Below are 16,790 nucleotides of genomic sequence, written 5' to 3'. Positions count from 1 at the left end.
CGGCGTGCCGTCAAAACCAAAGGTCGCACACGCATCGTCCGTCGGAAGGAAGATCTTCAAACGTGTCGAGCCCATCGAAGTGATCGATCGGCAGGTCGGCAACGAGATCCGGCGGCGCCAGCCGAACATTGACCGCCATGCGCCGGCGGCCATCCTTTTGCGGCCTCAGGCCGCGCCAGCTCACCACGCAGGCGCAGGACGGGCAGAACAGTATTTCGAGAGACGGCCTGTCCTTGCCGGCGCGGATATAGGAGGCAGTCTGGCCCGTAACGGAGACACGCTCTCCTTCGTAATCATAGGCCCATAGCGTGCCGTAGCGCCGGCAGAGCGTACAGTTGCAGGCGGTAATCGAGCCTGGATCGCCTTCGAGCGTCCAGCCCGCCTTGCCGCAATGACACGAGCCGATCAGCATGTTTTACTTTACCTAAAGTGCTTTAGGAGTCCTGCGAAAGGACCAGTCCGTCGAGAGTGATGTCGTTTGCGTGCCTGACCTCGCCGTCTGCGATCCAAACAGGTTTTCCGATACAATCCGCCCGTCCGTTCGAAACGACAATGCCATCCCCATCATTGCACGCCAGAATTGGTCGGTTCGTGAACTTGCTGTAACGGATAAGCTCGTTGAGATAGCTTGCCTTTTCGTTCAGGTGCGGAAAGAATTCGAACGGCACGAGGTCGAGCGCCGTTTCCTTGACCAGAGCTTCCGGAATTTCATCTGTGAATAGGGCGTCGGTGGCAATCGTTGGTGTCATGAGAATGGCGCCGGCGCTGGTCCCGATCAAAACACCGCCGCCGAGCGCCCAATCTCTCAGAAGCGAGAGCATCCCGCTTCGTCGCAGTCGCTGTAGATATTCAGCAGTGTGACCGCCCGTCAGATGAATGCCATCGCACGCGAAAAGCGCTTCTCTGTCTTCGATAGCCCTCGACCCTTCCGGATCATAGAACAGCGACACCTCTATACCGTGGATATTATAATATTGCCTACGGTCGTTAAAAAAGCGCCGGTCCGGTTCAGGGCCAGATGGAATGTATCCGATCCGGTTTCCCAATTTGAGAGCAGCCATCATTGACAGAAGCTTGAGGTCCACTCTTCTGTTCTCAGGTATTATTTGATCACTATAAAAGACTAGATTGACCATGCTAGATTCCAACGGAAGGGCGATCGGGGCTTCCACAGTGTGCGGCGAAACGGGCACTATTAAAACTGCCGCCAGTCTTCATTCCAAACACGATCTGCAGAACTTGCACCTGTCGAGCGCTAAAACGGCGATGTTAGTCGGGTTGGCAGTAACGCTGATGGGCATTTGGCTGCCCTTGCGCGGTTGAGGACGCGAATACTTCTTCCGTCAAGAAACGAAGACAGTCCAGCCAACGCCCAAAGCTGCGGATGCCAATAAGGTCGATATCACCGACATCTTCAGGCGAAATATGGCGATGGCGGCAAGTAAGGTCAGCACCAGCGAGGGCAATGAAAGCGAGGTAAGGACGGGCACATCCATCGTCCAGGGGCCGTAGGTGAAGCTTGCGGTCTCTCGGAACAGCACATGGAGTCCGAACCAAATCGCCAGATTGAGGATGACGCCCACTACAGCTGCCGTTATCGCAGACATGGCGCCGGTCAGCGCGACATTGCCGCGCATCTTCTCGATGAACGGCGCACCTGCAAAAATCCAAAGGAAGCTTGGCAGAAAGGTGACCCATGTTGTCAGCATGGCAGCGAAGGTCGCCGCCGCAAGGGGGCTAAGGGTGCCGGGATTGCGATAACCCGCCAGGAAACCAACGAACTGCGTAACCATGATCAGCGGTCCCGGGGTCGTTTCCGCCATCCCCAGACCGTCCAGCATCTCGCCCGGCCGCAGCCAGCCTAATTGCTGCACGGCCTCCTGTGCGACATATGCCAGCACGGCATAAGCGCCCCCAAAGGTCACGATTGCCATCTCGCTGAAGAACATCGCGATTTTGGAAAAGACATTGTCGGGGCCGAGCGTCATCACGAGGGCCGCAACCGGAATGAGCCATGCGGCGGCCAGCAGACCCGAGGCCTTCAAAGACCAGGCAAGGTTTGGTCGAGCGTGCAAAGGGATCTCCTCGCCAAGAACGGAGTCCTTGTCTTTCAGAATTGTCCCCGAGCCCGACTTGTGCCCGCCGCCCATCTTGAAGGCGGCGACCCCTGCCCGAGAGGCCAGGTAGCCGATAATCCCGGCTCCAACGATGATGACGGGGAATGGAACATGCAGGAAGAAGATCGCCACGAAGGCAGCGGCGGCCAAAGCAACCATAGTCCTGCTCTTGAGGGCTCGGCTCCCGATGCGAAAGACCGCCTGGACGACGACCGCCAGCACGGCGCATTTGAGCCCGAAGAACATCCCTTCGATAAAAGTCAGGTTCCCGAACAGGACGTAGACATAACTGAGCGCGAGAATTGCCAGGAAGCCTGGCAGGACGAACAGAATGCCGGCGATCATCCCACCCAGGGTCCTGTTCAACAGCCAGCCGATATAGATGGCAAGCTGATGTGCTTCCGGACCCGGCAGCAACATGCAGTAGTTCAGGGCATGAAGGAACCTGTGCTCTCCCACCCATTTCTTCTCGTCGACGACGATACGGTGCATGACGGCGATCTGCCCAGCCGGTCCGCCGAAACTCAGGGCAGCAACGCGGGTCCAGACCTTAATGGCCTCATGGAGGGGAACGATGTCCCGATCAACCGCGCTTGATCGCTCGGCTACATTTTTTGCGAGGTCGGTCATAGTCTCTTACATCTTCCTCGGATTTGGCCAATTGTGCGTCTCTTCCGTCGCATCACGACACCAACGATAGAAGGCATCGTAAAGCGCCATGCCGGATTCCAACTGCTGCAGGTCGTCGTTGAACATTCGCGAAAGCCCAAGCGAGGCCGCAAGCAGCCCCGGCACTTCAGGTGCCAGGTCCGGCCGGGCGGTATCGGCACCGCGAACGATGGTTGCAAGATGAAGGAGAGGTTCCGTGCCGAGACCGAATTCCTCGATCATGACATCGAAGGTGCACAGCTCGCCGCGATGACTCCAGAAAACATCTTCGATATCGAATGCCGTCGCCATGAAGCGATCGGCGACGGCCGAAACTTCGGTTGCGGGAACGAACAGGAAGATCGCTGACGGATCGATGAAGCGTCGGATCAGCCATGGGCAAGCGATACGATCGATCTTCGGCCGTGCCCTCGTTACCCATACCGTCCGCCCCTTGGCATCGCGGGGAGGCAGCTTTTCCTCGGCGACCAGCATGTATTTCGCGCTGCGCCACGCTTCGAACCCGCCTTCGAGGACCTCCGCCTCCTTTCCGACCACACGCAGATGGGCAGCAACTCCGTGGGCGAGTTTCTGTCCTTTCTGACAGAGAATGATGGTGGGCCCCGCCAGTTCGTTCGCCCAGTCGGCTACTAGTCGATAGTCGCGACGGATCGAACTGGGAACAAGATGGGGATCGGCAGCGAAATCCTCGTCATTACGGACATCGATAATCGTCGGCAAATTGGGCGTGCCGATAATGCGATTGAGCTTGTCGGGTGTAATTTCCAGAAATGACGGCATAGCGCGTCCTCCGTTGGCTCGGTTTCACGGACGCGATTCTTCAGCCGTAGCCTCGTGGGGTGATCGCAGCCCCATGATCAATTTTCTGCCTGACGCGCTTTAAATGTCAAGCCGAATAACCGCTTGCTGCACCGGGCAAACATTTTCTTGGCTTCGGCAGCCACTTGCAGATGGCCGTAACGTCTCGGTTGTCGTGAAGTTCTGCCACGACGACTTCGCCCGCGCCGCAGGCCAAGAATATCTGATGTATCTTTTCAGTATTATCGATAACAAACTTAAAGTCAGGCGCCTTTTGTGAGATAGTTCATCCTTACGATCGACTATTCCGGTCGGTCATTGGGCACATAAGGGGGATCCAATGTCATCGACGGCAGTAGAAGCAGACGTCGGCGAAGTTTCGCCCAATCTAGTGGTCGATGCAATGTTTGCGTGCCGAAAGACGGCCGCCATCGTAGCCGCCATTGAACTCGATCTTTTTACCTTGATTGGTGTCGGCAGCAATGCAGCATCCGTGGCGGCCGCAGCAAATGCAGATGAAAGAGGCGTTCGCATTCTGTGCGACTATCTCGTTGTGAACGGCTTTCTCACGAAAACAGGCAATCAATACGCTCTGACCCCATCCAGCCGAGTTTTCCTCGACCGGCATTCACCAGCCTATATGGGCGGGGCCATCGAATTCCTGGCCGCCCCGGAGATCCTCAAGCAGATCCTGGACAATCCGGCTTCCTATGTCCGCAACGGCGGGTCCATTGGATTGGCAAACATGTCTCCGGATAATCCGGTGTGGGTGAAATTTGCTCGCGGCATGGGCTCGTTCACTGGCGGCAGCGCGATCAGCCTCGCCACCGAAATGGCCAACTTGCCCATGCAGCCAAGGAAGATACTCGATATCGCCGCAGGGCACGGGCTTTTCGGAATCGAGATGGCGAAGGCTTTTCCTTCGGCCGAGATCGTTGCGGTCGATTGGGGCTCCGTTCTGGAATTGGCCAAACGTAATGCGCAGCAATTTGGCGTCGCCGAACGCTACAAGGTCATTGCCGGCAGCGCATTCGAAGTCGACTGGGGCACGGACTATGATCTTATCCTGCTGCCGAACTTCCTGCATCACTTCGACCTGGAAACCTGCTCCGGACTGCTTAGGAAGAGCCGAGGTAGCCTGAGCGCCGAGGGCAAGGTGGTTGCGGTGGACTTCGTGCCCGACGACGATCTCGTCTCGCCGCCCTTCCCAGCCGCTTTCTCATGGGAGATGCTGGCCAGTACACCAAAAGGCGAGGCCTACACGCAGAAGGGCCTGACCGAGATGGCTAGGCGTGCCGGTTTTCATAATGTGAGGGTAAAGCCACTACCACCATCGCCGGCAAGCTTGATCTTCTTCGAGTAACGGTGCTCGGAATAGCAGCCTCCTCTTGCCGGGGGATGCGGAGATAGCGCCAAGGGGGCGGCCGCCCCCTTGAACTCGGCGACGGAGATTATTCTCCCTGAGCCCGCGTGGCCTTGCGCTTGGCCCTCGAATTCGGCTTGCCTGCTGGCGGCCCGTCGTTCTTGGCGAAGCCCGGCTTTCCGGGCTTTTTCGCCCAGGGCTTCTTGTCGGAACGCTCGGAAACGCCGCCCTCGCCTGCATTCGACCGCTCCGGCTTGCGGTCGGACTTCCATTTCGGCTTCGGGCCGTCATTCGAACGGGCGCCCTTCTCAGCGAAGGGCTTCTTCTTTGCGAAGCCGCCTTCCCGCTTGGTCTGGAAATCCGGTATGCCGGCAAGCGGCTTGACCCTGATGCCGCGCTCCAGCGTCTTGTCGGGGCCGATGGCCGCGAGGAAGCGCTCAAAACTCTCCGTCGAGAGCTCGACGAAGGTTTCCTCGGGCTGCATCTTGATGGCACCGATGTCGCGCTTGGTCAGATTGCCGTTGCGGCAGAGCATGGGGATCAGCCAGCGCGGTTCGGCGTTCTGCTTGCGTCCGACAGAGAGCGATACCCAGAGACCATCGGTGAAGTCGTTGCGTCCAGCAGACGAGCCTTCATCGCGAGGCGTGACCGGGAAATCGTCGCGGCGGGGCTTTCGGCGCTCGCCTTCGGCCGGCACGTCCTGCAATTCCTCGGGCGCGGAATGGCCGGCGCGGTATTGCCGCAGGAATGCGGCGGCGACCTGCTCGGCGCCGTGGCGCTCCAACAGCTGCCGGACGATCGACTCCTCGTCTTCCGCAAGCGGCGCTTCAAAGACCGGATCGGCAAGAAGCCTTTCATCGTCGCGCTGGCTCACTTCATCGGCTGACGGCGGCTTTGCCCAGGTGGCGCGGATGCGGGCAGCTTCCAACAGGCGTTCGGTGCGGCGGCGGGCGCTGAGCGGCACGATGAGGGCGCTGACGCCCTTGTTGCCGGCGCGGCCGGTGCGGCCGCTGCGATGCAGCAGCGTGTCCGGATTGGTCGGCAGATCGGCGTGAATGACCAGCTCCAGCCCCGGCAGATCGATGCCGCGGGCGGCGACGTCGGTTGCGATGCAGACACGAGCGCGGCCGTCGCGCATGGCTTGCAAGGCGTGCGTGCGCTCGTTCTGGCTGAGTTCGCCTGAGAGCGCAACAACCGAAAAGCCACGATTGTTGAAGCGAGCCGTCAGGTGATTGACGGCAGCACGCGTCGAGCAGAAAACGATGGCATTGCGCGCCTCATAATAGCGCAGCACGTTGATGATGGCGTTTTCCCTGTCGCTCGGCACGACGGTCAGCGCGCGATAATCAATATCGACATGCTGCTTGGCCTCAGAGGCGGTCGCGATGCGGACGGCATCGCGCTGATAGTTTTCGGCGAGCTTGGCGATCGCACGCGGCACGGTGGCGGAAAACATCAGCGTGCGACGATCGGACGGCGCGGATTCCAGAATGAACTCCAGATCCTCGCGGAAACCGAGATCGAGCATTTCGTCGGCCTCGTCGAGCACGACGGCCTTGAGTTCGGAGATATCGAGCGAATTGCGTCGGATGTGATCGCAGAGACGCCCCGGCGTGCCGACGACGATGTGGGCGCCGCGCTCGAGCGTGCGGCGCTCCGTGCGCATGTCCATGCCGCCAACGCAGGAGGCGATCGTGGCGCCTGTCAGCCCATAGAGCCATTCCAGCTCTCGCTGGACCTGCAGCGCCAGTTCGCGGGTCGGTGCAATCGCCAGCGCCAGCGGCGCACCTGCGCGGCCGAAACGTTCCGCGCCGTCAAGCAGGCCGGGCGCCAGCGCCAGGCCGAAGGCAACCGTCTTGCCCGAGCCGGTCTGGGCCGAGACAAGCGCATCCTTGCCGGCCAGGCCCGGATCGAGCATGGCCTTTTGCACCGGCGTCAGCGTTTCGTAACCGCGCTTCGCCAAAGCCTGGGCAATCGCAGGAGCGATGCCTTCGAATTCAGTCATCATCTGTCTTTCGGAATTCTTCGCGCGCCATCAGGCGGCGATCATCGTGGCTCGCACGTCGCGAACCTCTTCTTCACGCGTGCACATACTTGCTCAAGGCGGCAATGTACAGAGCAGACGCGTTTTCGTGCCGGGCGAAACGAAAAAAAGGCAGCGAATCGCGCTGCCTTTGAAGTTTATGCTGTCGAAAAGCCAGCTCGAGTCGGGGAACTTCATGTCTCGAGAGCCGATAGTGGCTCCAATCCGCTCCAGCTCATGCGAACGGTCTCAAGTTGGCCTTTACTTTTGACCAAGCTTTCTTAACGCGAGGTTAGCAAACGATGGTCATCGTTTGCCCCTCAGTTTTAAGGCCCACCTTAACTTTTGAGTTCTTCCAGCCCGGCGAAGAGATCGAGCGCTTCCGGATTGGCGAGCGCTTCCTTGTTCTTGACCGGACGGCCATGCACCACCTCGCGTACCGCTAGCTCGACGATCTTGCCGGATTTCGTGCGGGGGATATCCGTAACCGCGATGATCTTGGCCGGCACATGGCGCGGCGAGGCGCCGGTGCGGATGCGGGTTTTCATCGCCTTGACCAGGTCTTCGGTCAGGGCGACGCCGGCGGCAAGGCGGACGAAAAGCACCACGCGGACGTCATCGTCCCAATCCTGACCGATGCAGAGCGCCTCCAGAACCTCGGGAATCTGCTCGACCTGATTGTAAATCTCGGCCGTGCCGATGCGCACGCCGCCGGGATTGAGCGTGGCGTCGGAGCGGCCGTGAATGATGAGGCCGCCATGCTCTGTCCACTCCGCGAAATCGCCGTGGCACCAGATATTGTCGAAGCGCTCGAAATAGGCGGCGCGATATTTGGCACGCTCGGGATCATTCCAGAACATGACCGGCATGGAGGGGAAGGCCTTGGTGCAGACGAGCTCGCCCTTCTCGCCGCGCACCGGCTTGCCTTCGTCGTTCCAGACATCGACGGCGAGGCCAAGGCCCGGCCCCTGGATTTCGCCGCGCCAGACCGCTTGCAGAGGGTTGCCGAGCACGAAGCAGGAGACGATATCGGTACCGCCGGAAATGGAGGCGAGCTGGACATCGTCCTTGATGCCCTCATAGACGAAGGTGAAGCCCTCCGGCGACAGCGGCGAGCCGGTGGAGGTCATCAGCCGCAGGCTCGAAAGATCGTGCGAGATCTTCGGCGTGAGGCCACTCTTGTGGACGGCGTCGATATATTTGGCCGAGGTGCCGAACAGCGCGAATTTCTCTTCCTGCGCATAGTCGAACAAAATGTTGCCATCGGGTGCGAAGGGCGATCCGTCGTAGAGGCAGAGCGTCGCGCCGGCGGCAAGGCCGGTCACCAGCCAATTCCACATCATCCAGCCGCAGGTGGTGAAGTAGAAGACCTTCTCGCCCGGCACGACGCCGCAATGCAGGCGATGTTCCTTGAGGAGCTGCAGCAGCGCGCCGCCGGTCGAATGCACGATGCACTTCGGGACACCCGTCGTGCCCGAGGAAAACAGGATGAAGAGCGGATGGGAGAAGGAGACGGGCTCAAACTCGACCGCTTTCGCCTCGAAGGGGGCGACCAGATCGTTGAGGGTTCGCGCGCCCGGCGTTGCCGCCACGACCGCCTCGGCATTGCCGGCATAGGGCACGATGACGGTGGGCGCTTTCAGGCGCTGAGCGATGGCGCTGACCTTGGCAGTAACATCCTGCAGCTTGCCGCCATACCAATAGCCACTGCAGGCGATGAAGAGCTTCGGTTCGATCTGGCCGAAACGATCCATGACACCCTGCTCGCCGAAATCCGGCGAACAGGAGGACCAGATCGCGCCGATCGACGCGGCCGCCAGCATGCAGGCAATGGTTTCCGGCATGTTCGGCATCATGGCCGCCACGCGGTCTCCCTTGCCGATGCCCTCGGCGCGGTAGGCCTGCTGCAGGCGAGATACCATCGCGGCCAGCCGGTCCCATGACCAGCGATTGCGCACCTTGTCCTCGCCCCAGAAGACCAGCGCATCGCCCTCGCCGCTTCGCGACAATAGGTTTTCGGCGAAGTTCAGCTCGGCATCGGGAAAGAAGCGGGCATCCAGCATGACATCGCCATGGATCAGCGCCCGCTCACCGCGCTTGCCCTTCACAGCGCAGAAATCCCATACCGCCGACCAGAAGTTCTCTCGATCGGCGATAGACCAGGCATGGAGGCCGGCAAAATCTGCCAGCGAGAGGCCGAAGCGGCGGTTGCACTCCTGCATGAAGGCAAACATCGGGCTCTGGTTGCGAAATTCCTCCGACGGCGTCCAGAGCGGCTGCTGATCCTGCATATTTCTCTCCCCGCTTTTCGCTCTATATAGCGATGTTGCAGCGCATTATAAAACATGGTGTTGTGGGCATTGCCAGTGCGTGACGTTTGCATCGGGCAAACATTTCCTATATCCGGCAAACTCAGGCAGACTATCCCTATCAGTTCAAGAGTCTCCTCGGGATCATGAGAGCTTCGAAAAACAACAAGTGGCGGTTGACGATGCGTTCGGCCTCGCGCTGGCTGCCTGCCTTTGCTCGCACGACCGGCATCATTCTTCTCACGATCCTCATCGTGTTCGCTGTCTTCAGAGCGACCGCACCTTTCCTGATTTCAAGCGGCCTGGTGCGCTCCGGCATCGAGAAGGCACTTTCGGAATGGACGGGATATCGCGCCCAGATCGAAGGCGACCCGACACTTGATTTCTGGCCGACGCCACGCGTGACGCTCAACCAGGTCACCATCCGCGAACCGTCGAGGAACGGCAAGGTCCTCGGCCACGTCGATAGCCTCTCCGCGGATTTCTCGCTGTGGTCGGCGATCCGCGGGCACGCGCATTTTCACGAATTCCATTTCCTGCGCCCGACCCTTTACATCCGCCGCGACGAGAATGGCCTGATCGACTGGACGAACGAAGGCCGGCTTTCCAAGGCGATCGAGCAGGCCGGGGCCTCCTCCGGCGACGGCATGCGGATGAGCAAGGAACAGGATGCGGCCATCGGCATGCTGACCATCGAGGACGGCAGCATCGAGATGGCCGACGAGCGCAGCGGGAATATCTATAAGCTCAACGCCGTCAACGCCGACATCGCATGGCCACGACTTTCCCAGTCGCTGAGCGCCGTCATCCTTGCCCGCTTCAACGGTCAGGACATCAAGCTGAATTTCGATTCGCCGCAACCCCTGCTCTTCTTCGCCGGCAAGAATGTGAACACCACGACCAGCTTCGTCTCGCCGCTGATCAACTGGACCTATACGGGCATCACCAGCATAGCTGACTTTTCGGCGCTTTCGGGCAATCTGGATCTGAACGTGCCGAACGTTCCCTCCTTCATCGCCTGGAGCGGTCAGCGCCTGCCGGCAGCAGACGCCCTCAAGAATATCTCGCTCACCGCCAACATCGCGGCGATCGAAAACGGCCTGCGCTTCAACAATCTGAGCTTCAAAGTCAACGATTCCGCTGCCTCCGGCATCATGGACCTGAACTACACGAAAGCGGGCAAACCGAAGATTTCCGGCACGCTGGCCTTCGACCAGATGAACCTCAATCCCTTCCTGGCCGCCTTCTCCATGCGCCTTGCGGCTGAAACCGCCATCGATGCGCTGCTGAATGGCAACCCGCTGCAGCGGCTCGACCTCGACCTGCGGCTGTCATCGAACAAGGCGGCTCTCGGCCCCTTCCAGTTCGATGATATCGGCGCCAGCTTGCTGGTGTTAGGCGGCAAGGCGAAATTCGACATAGGCGACAGCGGCTTCGAAAACGGTTCCCTGACGGCGCATCTTGAGGTCGCGCCGGGCGATTTCGACGGCGGCGGCAAATTGCAGATATCGATTCGCAACGCCGATTTCGGTGGGCTCTTCACGCGACTGAAGCTGATCGGCCCGTTGCCGATGCCTTCATCAGCGTCCTTGGATCTTTCGCTCAGCACCTCGAAGCCGATCTGGGTTGCCACGCTCAGCGACGTCGCCGGCACGCTGCACTTCGCTTCGTCGGCAGGGTCGTTTCGCCAATTCAATCTCGCTACCTTCCGGACGCTTGCCGCCCAGAAGGCATTCTTCCGGATGAGCGACATCGCCGACTCGTCTTTCGACTTCGACAGCATCAACGCGGATGCAAGTTTTGCCAAAGGCTCCGCCGAGGTACAGAACGCAACCGTTACGGGCCGCAACGAAACGATCACCTTCAACGGCGTGGTTCCGTTCCGCACCAACGGGCTGGCCCTCTCCGGAGCGATCGAGGCGACCTCACCATCCGATGCCGACGAATTGCCGATGCTGCCCTTCTTCATTGGCGGCAGTTGGCCGAACCCGGTGATTTCGCCGGTCGCAACGCTTCTGCAAAAGCCGATACAACAGCCATAGTTCTTCGCGCCGTTTGCCTGCAGCACTTCAAGCTGCTGCAGCGGCGTGCTCATCCCTTTGTCGCTGAACCTCGCGACGTTTCGTCACGATAGAAGTGCAGATGACCCCGACGGCGACCACGCCGATCAGGATGGTACAGATGGCGTTGATTTCCGGCGTCACGCCAAGCTTTACCTGGCTGTAGATCAGCATCGGCAGAGTCTTGGCGCCGGCACCGGAGGCGAAAGTCGCAATCACCAGATCGTCGAGCGACAAGGTCAGCGCCAACACCCAGCCGGAGAAGACGGCCGGCGCGATGATCGGCAGCGTCACCTCGAAGAAGGTGCGCACCGGCGGTGCGCCGAGATCCAGCGCCGCTTCCTCGATGGAACGATCGAAGGTGAGCAAGCGGGACTGCACGACGACGGCGACGAAGCACATGGTCAGCGTCGTATGCGCCATCACGATCGTCCAGAATCCGCGATCGACGCCCGACGTCACGAAGAGCAGCAGCAGCGACAGGCCGGTGATGACGTCAGGCATGACCAGCGGCGCGTAGATCATTCCCGAAAACAGGATGCGGCCGCGGAAACGCGTGTAGCGCACAAGGGTAATCGCCGCGAAGGTGCCGAGCACCGTTGCAATCGTCGCCGAGAGCAGCGCGATGCGCACCGTCAGCCACGCGGCATTCAGCATCGTATCATTGCTGAAAAGATGAACGTACCATTGCGTCGAGAAGCCGCCCCAGACTGTAACGAGGCGCGAGCTGTTGAAGGAGTAGATCACCAGCAGCAGGATCGGCAGGTAGAGGAAGGCCAGGCCGAGCGTGACCGAGACGATGTTGAAGCGGGACCAGCGGATCATTTGTTATCTCCCCTTCTCATCGGCCTTAGCCTGGAAATGCTGGAAGAAGACGATCGGAATCACGAGCACCAGAAGCAGGATGGTCGCCACCGCCGATGCCAGCGGCCAGTCGGTGTTGCTGTAGAATTCCGTCCACAGCACCTTGCCGATCATCAGGGTTTGCGATCCGCCGAGCAGATCGGGGATGACGAATTCGCCGACGGCGGGAATGAAGACCAGCATGCAGCCGGCGATGACCCCGGGAAGCGAAAGCGGAAAGGTGACGCGCCAGAAGGCGCCGATCGGCGTGCAGCCGAGATCCTGCGCTGCCTCGATCAGCGTGCCGTCCATCTTTTCCAGCGCGGAATAAAGCGGCAGCACCATGAAGGGCAGGTAGGAATAGACCATGCCGATATAGACGGCGGTATTGGTGTTCAGGATGACAAGCGGCTCATGAATGATGCCGAGCGCCATCAGCAGTTGGTTCAGGAGGCCCGTCGTGCTCAGGATCGACATCCAGGCATAGACGCGGATGAGGAAACTCGTCCAGAAGGGCAGGATGACCAACATCAGCAGCGTCGGCCGAATCGTGCGAGGCGCCTGCGCCATGCCATAGGCGATCGGATAGGCGATGATCAGCGTCAGGAGCGTCGAGATACCGGCAATCTGCAGGCTCTCGATATAGGCGTTCATGTAGAGCGGATCGCCGGCAAGCCATATGTAATTGTCGAATGACATGGTTTGCAGCTTGTCCCACCAGTCGCCGAAACTGTCGGTCCAAGCGAAGGACGGATCATAGGGTGGCACCGACAGGGCCTTCGTCGACAGCGAGATGCGGAAGACGATGAGGAAGGGCGCGAGAAAGAAGAGCAGCAACCAGGCATAGGGAACGATGATGACGAGGCGCTGATAGATAGAGGAGCCGAGCGCTTTCATAATCAATCCTTCAACAAGACGCCGGCATTTTCATCGAAGGAGATCCAGACGTTCTGGTCGTAGGCGAAGGGCTCTTCCACGGCGCGGACTGCGTTCAGCGACGAGGCCTTGACCACTTGCCCGCTCTTCAGCTTAACGTGGAAAACGGTCATGTCGCCGAGATAGGCGATGTCCCAGATCTCGCCTTCTGCCGCATTGACCGAGGCATTGGCCGGCGGACGCGGCGAAACCCGAAGCTTTTCCGGGCGGATGGCGAGACTGGCGCGGCTTCCAGCCGATGGTATGTCGCCGGAAGCCGTGCGCACCGTGAAGCCCGATTCGACTGCTATCTCAACGATGCCAGATTGTGCCGAGGTAACATTGCCGTCGAGGATGTTCACATCGCCGATAAAGTCGGCGACGAAGCGGCAGTTGGGCGCCTCGTATATCTCGGCCGGCGTCCCACCTGCACGACCTTGCCGTGACTCATGACCGCGATACGGTCGGCCATGGTCATCGCCTCTTCCTGGTCGTGGGTGACGACGACGAAGGTCAATCCCAGGCTCTGCTGCAGATCCATGAGCTCGAACTGGGTTTCCTCGCGCAGCTTCTTGTCGAGCGCGCCAAGGGGTTCATCGAGCAGCAGCACCTTAGGCCGTTTCGCAAGCGAGCGGGCCAGAGCCACGCGCTGGCGTTGACCGCCGGAGAGCTGGTTCGGCTTGCGCTTGGCGAACTGCTCCAGCTTGACGAGCTTCAGCATCTGCCCGACGCGATCGTCGATCTCGGACTTCGGCATGCCATCCTGGCGCAGGCCGAAGGCGATGTTCTTTTCCACCGACATATGGGGAAACAGCGCGTAGGACTGGAACATCATATTGACGGGGCGGCGATAGGGCGGCGTGCCGGCAAGATCTTGCCCATCGAGCACGATTTCGCCCGTTGTCGGCTGCTCGAAGCCCGCCAGCATGCGCAAAAGCGTGGACTTGCCGCAGCCCGATGCGCCGAGAAGAGCGAAGAATTCACGATTGTAGATATTCAGGGAGAGGTTATCGACGGCGGTGAAATCACCGAACTTCTTCGTCACGTTCTTGAAGGAAATGTAAGGTTTGGCCGAAGGATCGGTCCAAGGAGCAAAGGAACGCCGGATATTACCGAGTGACTTCATTATCTATCCCCAAATGGATGCCCCTACGGGCGCTCGTCGCGCCGGCTCTTCCCCATCCCGGCGCGCTCGTGATTTCCGGCATTGTCCTCATAAGGAAAGGCCCGGACGTTGCCGTCCGGGCCGCTTCGATTTATTGGCCTGTCGTGACCTTTGTCCACAAGCGCGTCGCGACGCGCTGCGTTTTAGAGTCCCAAGGGGTCAGCGTGTACAGTTTCTCGCGAACTGCGTCGGTCGGATAAACGGACGGATCTTCCAGTACATCCTTGCTCACGAACTGCTGCGACGCCTTGTTGCCGTTGGCATAGGAAGTGAAATTGCTCGCCTTGGCGATGACCTCAGGCTTCATGATATAGTTGAGGAAAATATGCGCCTCCTCGACATGCGGCGCATCGGCGGGGATCGCCATGACGTCGAACCACATCTGCGCGCCCTTTGTCGGGATCGAATAGGCGATGTTAACGCCGTTCTTCGCCTCGGCGGCACGATTGCGGGCCTGCAGCACGTCGCCGGAATAGCCAAACGCCAGGCAGATATCGCCATTGGCAAGCGCATTGATATATTCGGAGGAGTGGAACTTGCGAACGAAAGGACGGATCGCGGTCAGGAGATCCTCGGCCTTCTTGAAGTCTTCCTGCTTGGTCGAATTCGGGTCGAGGCCCAGATAGCGCAGCGCGGCCGGAATGACGTCGGTCGGGGAATCAAGCACGTAGATGCCGCAATCCTTGAACTTGGCGGCGAGCTTCGGATCGAAGATCACGTTGATATCAGGCGCATCGTCCGTGCCGAGGATCTGCTTCACTTTGTCGACATTATAGCCGACACCGCTCGTGCCCCACATGTAGTCGATGGCGTACTGGTTGCCGGGATCGTAGGTCGCAATGCGCTTCTGCACCGTATCCCACATGTTGGAGATATTCGGCAGCTTGGACTTGTCGAGCTTCTGGAAGACCCCGGCCTTGATCTGGCGCTGCAGGAAGTAAGCCGTCGGCACGACAATGTCGTAGCCGGTCTTGCCGGCCAGCAGTTTGGTTTCCAGCGTCTCGTTCTGGTCGAAGGTGTCGTAGACGACCTTGATGCCGGTTTCCTTGGTGAAATCCGCCAGGATTGAGTTGTCGATGTAATCGGACCAATTGTAGATATTGACGACCTTGTCTTCCGCCTGAGCGACCGTCGCCAGCGAAACGACCGCAAAAGCCGTTGCTGCAAGCCGTGCGAACATGGACTTCATAGTCTCTCCTGTTTTGTTCAAGGGCATCCAGCCGATGCCCAACCCTCTGTTTTTCCCGTTAGACTAGAAAGGAAATCGAAAGGCGACAAGGGAAAAAGGCGGGTCAGCGCGCGCTTTAGCTTTTTTACCCAAAAACGATCGAGCGCTCTGCAAATGGCTGCCGTTCGCACGCAATCGTGAACTCAAGGCCTGCTTCACGCGTGAACACGGAAGCCGGCTTTGCTAACATTGCGACGTTCTCGCTCGCGAACATTTTCAAACCTGTTTCGCCGCCCCGCTCAGCGGGCAAACTCAAACCCATCAGCAGGGGTTCATCATGCAGTATCAGAAATTCGGCAATACCGGTCTTAGCGTCTCGCGTCTTTGCCTTGGCACGATGACCTTCGGCCTGCAGATCGAGCAGGAAGATATCGCCCATGCCATTCTCGACAAGGCGGCAGATGCCGGGGTCAACTTCATCGACACGGCCGATGTCTACCCGCTCGGCGGCGGCGAGCAGCTTGCCGGCCGCACCGAAGAGATCGTCGGGCGCTGGCTGAAGGGCAAGCGCGACCGTTTCATCGTCGCGACCAAAGCCGTCGGAAAGGTCGGCCCGTCTCCCTGGGATCAGGGTGCGTCGCGCAAGCATCTCCTCGACGCCATCGACGCTTCGCTGCGGCGGCTCGGCACCGATTATGTCGACCTTTACCAGCTGCATTCGGACGATCGCGAAACGCCGATCGACGAGACGCTGGAGGCGCTCGACGTCATCGTGCGCTCGGGCAAGGCTCGCTATGTCGGCGTGTCGAATTTCCTCGCCTACCGGCTGGCACTGGCGCTCGGCCGCGCCGATTTCCTGCGCACCGCCCGCTTCGTCTCGGTGCAGCCGCGCTACAATCTCTTGTTCCGCCAGATCGAGCGCGAACTGCTGCCGCTTGCCGAAGAACAGCGTCTCGCCGTCATCCCCTATAACCCGATCGCCGGCGGCCTCCTTACCGGCAAGCACAAGCATGATGTCGCGCCGACAGAAGGCCGCTTCAGTGCACAGCTTCGCAGCGCCGGCAGCAACTATCTGCAGCGTTATTGGCACGAGCGCGAATTCGCGACCATCGAGAAGCTCCGCGGCATTGCCGAAGAGGCCGGGCAATCGCTTACTAAGCTTGCCGTCGCCTGGGTTGCGGCCAATCCGGTCATCACCTCAGCCATCATCGGCGCCAGCCGTCCTGAACAACTGACGGACACGTTGGCCGCCATCGATCTGCAGCTCGATCCGGAGCTCAAAACCAAGCTTGACGAAGCCACTGTCGAATATCGCTGGGGCGACGCGGCCCGTTGAAGAAGCACGAACCGGCGGTCAATT

At 59.8% G+C, this 16,790-nt stretch carries 12 protein-coding genes and 1 pseudogene; 3 read left to right on the top strand and 10 right to left on the bottom strand.

Going from position 1 to position 16,790, the window contains the following annotated elements:
- Window positions 1–10: 10 nt before the first annotated feature.
- The 4 genes from ACK83U_RS01750 to ACK83U_RS01735 all read right to left on the bottom strand — a co-directional run bounded on the left by ACK83U_RS01750 (window position 11) and on the right by ACK83U_RS01735 (window position 3,566).
- Complete coding sequence (locus tag ACK83U_RS01750) at window positions 11–412, bottom strand: GFA family protein (RefSeq protein WP_112608281.1); 402 nt, start codon at window positions 410–412, stop codon at window positions 11–13.
- A gap of 22 nt (window positions 413–434) precedes the next feature.
- Window positions 435–1,136, bottom strand: a complete 702-nt coding sequence (locus tag ACK83U_RS01745; protein WP_112608283.1) for a Type 1 glutamine amidotransferase-like domain-containing protein — start codon at window positions 1,134–1,136, stop codon at window positions 435–437.
- 207 nt (window positions 1,137–1,343) lie between these two features.
- Window positions 1,344–2,747, bottom strand: a complete 1,404-nt coding sequence (gene chrA, locus ACK83U_RS01740) for a chromate efflux transporter (protein ID WP_112608285.1) — start codon at window positions 2,745–2,747, stop codon at window positions 1,344–1,346.
- Between the two features lie 6 nt (window positions 2,748–2,753).
- Window positions 2,754–3,566: a sulfurtransferase/chromate resistance protein gene (locus tag ACK83U_RS01735; RefSeq protein ID WP_112608287.1), complete on the bottom strand. Its 813-nt coding sequence runs from the start codon at window positions 3,564–3,566 to the stop codon at window positions 2,754–2,756.
- Between the two features lie 358 nt (window positions 3,567–3,924).
- Between ACK83U_RS01735 and ACK83U_RS01730 the strand changes: the two genes are divergently transcribed.
- Window positions 3,925–4,947 carry a class I SAM-dependent methyltransferase gene (locus ACK83U_RS01730; RefSeq protein ID WP_112608289.1) on the top strand — a complete coding sequence of 341 codons (1,023 nt, stop codon included), beginning with the start codon at window positions 3,925–3,927 and terminating at the stop codon, window positions 4,945–4,947.
- Window positions 4,948–5,035: 88 nt separating this feature from the next.
- On the opposite strand, the gene ACK83U_RS01725 is transcribed toward ACK83U_RS01730, so the two are convergent.
- Window positions 5,036–6,952, bottom strand: coding sequence for a DEAD/DEAH box helicase (locus ACK83U_RS01725; RefSeq protein ID WP_112608327.1), 1,917 nt, complete (start codon window positions 6,950–6,952; stop codon window positions 5,036–5,038).
- Between the two features lie 356 nt (window positions 6,953–7,308).
- Window positions 7,309–9,261 (bottom strand): acetoacetate--CoA ligase, encoded by a 1,953-nt coding sequence (locus ACK83U_RS01720; RefSeq protein ID WP_112608291.1) that lies wholly within the window; start codon window positions 9,259–9,261, stop codon window positions 7,309–7,311.
- 164 nt (window positions 9,262–9,425) lie between these two features.
- Between ACK83U_RS01720 and ACK83U_RS01715 the strand changes: the two genes are divergently transcribed.
- A complete protein-coding gene (locus tag ACK83U_RS01715) occupies window positions 9,426–11,321 on the top strand; it encodes an AsmA family protein (RefSeq protein WP_112608329.1) in 1,896 nt (631 codons plus the stop codon).
- Window positions 11,322–11,348: 27 nt separating this feature from the next.
- Here ACK83U_RS01715 and ACK83U_RS01710 read toward each other — a convergent pair whose 3' ends face one another.
- The 4 genes and pseudogenes from ACK83U_RS01710 to ACK83U_RS01695 form a co-directional block, all read right to left on the bottom strand.
- Window positions 11,349–12,164, bottom strand: coding sequence for an ABC transporter permease subunit (locus ACK83U_RS01710; protein ID WP_112398702.1), 816 nt, complete (start codon window positions 12,162–12,164; stop codon window positions 11,349–11,351).
- Window positions 12,165–12,167: 3 nt separating this feature from the next.
- Complete coding sequence (locus tag ACK83U_RS01705) at window positions 12,168–13,079, bottom strand: ABC transporter permease subunit (RefSeq protein ID WP_112608293.1); 912 nt, start codon at window positions 13,077–13,079, stop codon at window positions 12,168–12,170.
- A 2-nt stretch (window positions 13,080–13,081) separates the two neighbouring features.
- Window positions 13,082–14,223: pseudogene (locus ACK83U_RS01700) on the bottom strand (ABC transporter ATP-binding protein).
- A gap of 130 nt (window positions 14,224–14,353) precedes the next feature.
- A complete protein-coding gene (locus tag ACK83U_RS01695) occupies window positions 14,354–15,442 on the bottom strand; it encodes a polyamine ABC transporter substrate-binding protein (protein ID WP_246712063.1) in 1,089 nt (362 codons plus the stop codon).
- A gap of 325 nt (window positions 15,443–15,767) precedes the next feature.
- On the opposite strand from ACK83U_RS01695, the gene ACK83U_RS01690 reads away from it, so the two are divergent.
- Entirely contained in the window at window positions 15,768–16,766 is a 999-nt protein-coding gene (locus ACK83U_RS01690) for an aldo/keto reductase (RefSeq protein WP_112409912.1), read from the top strand.
- Window positions 16,767–16,790 lie beyond the last annotated feature (24 nt).

Source organism: Rhizobium sp. WW22 (assembly GCF_047041135.1).
GTDB lineage: Bacteria > Pseudomonadota > Alphaproteobacteria > Rhizobiales > Rhizobiaceae > Rhizobium.
The sequence above is the reverse complement of the archived record's forward strand: the minus strand, read 5'-3'. Positions and strand labels throughout refer to the sequence as shown.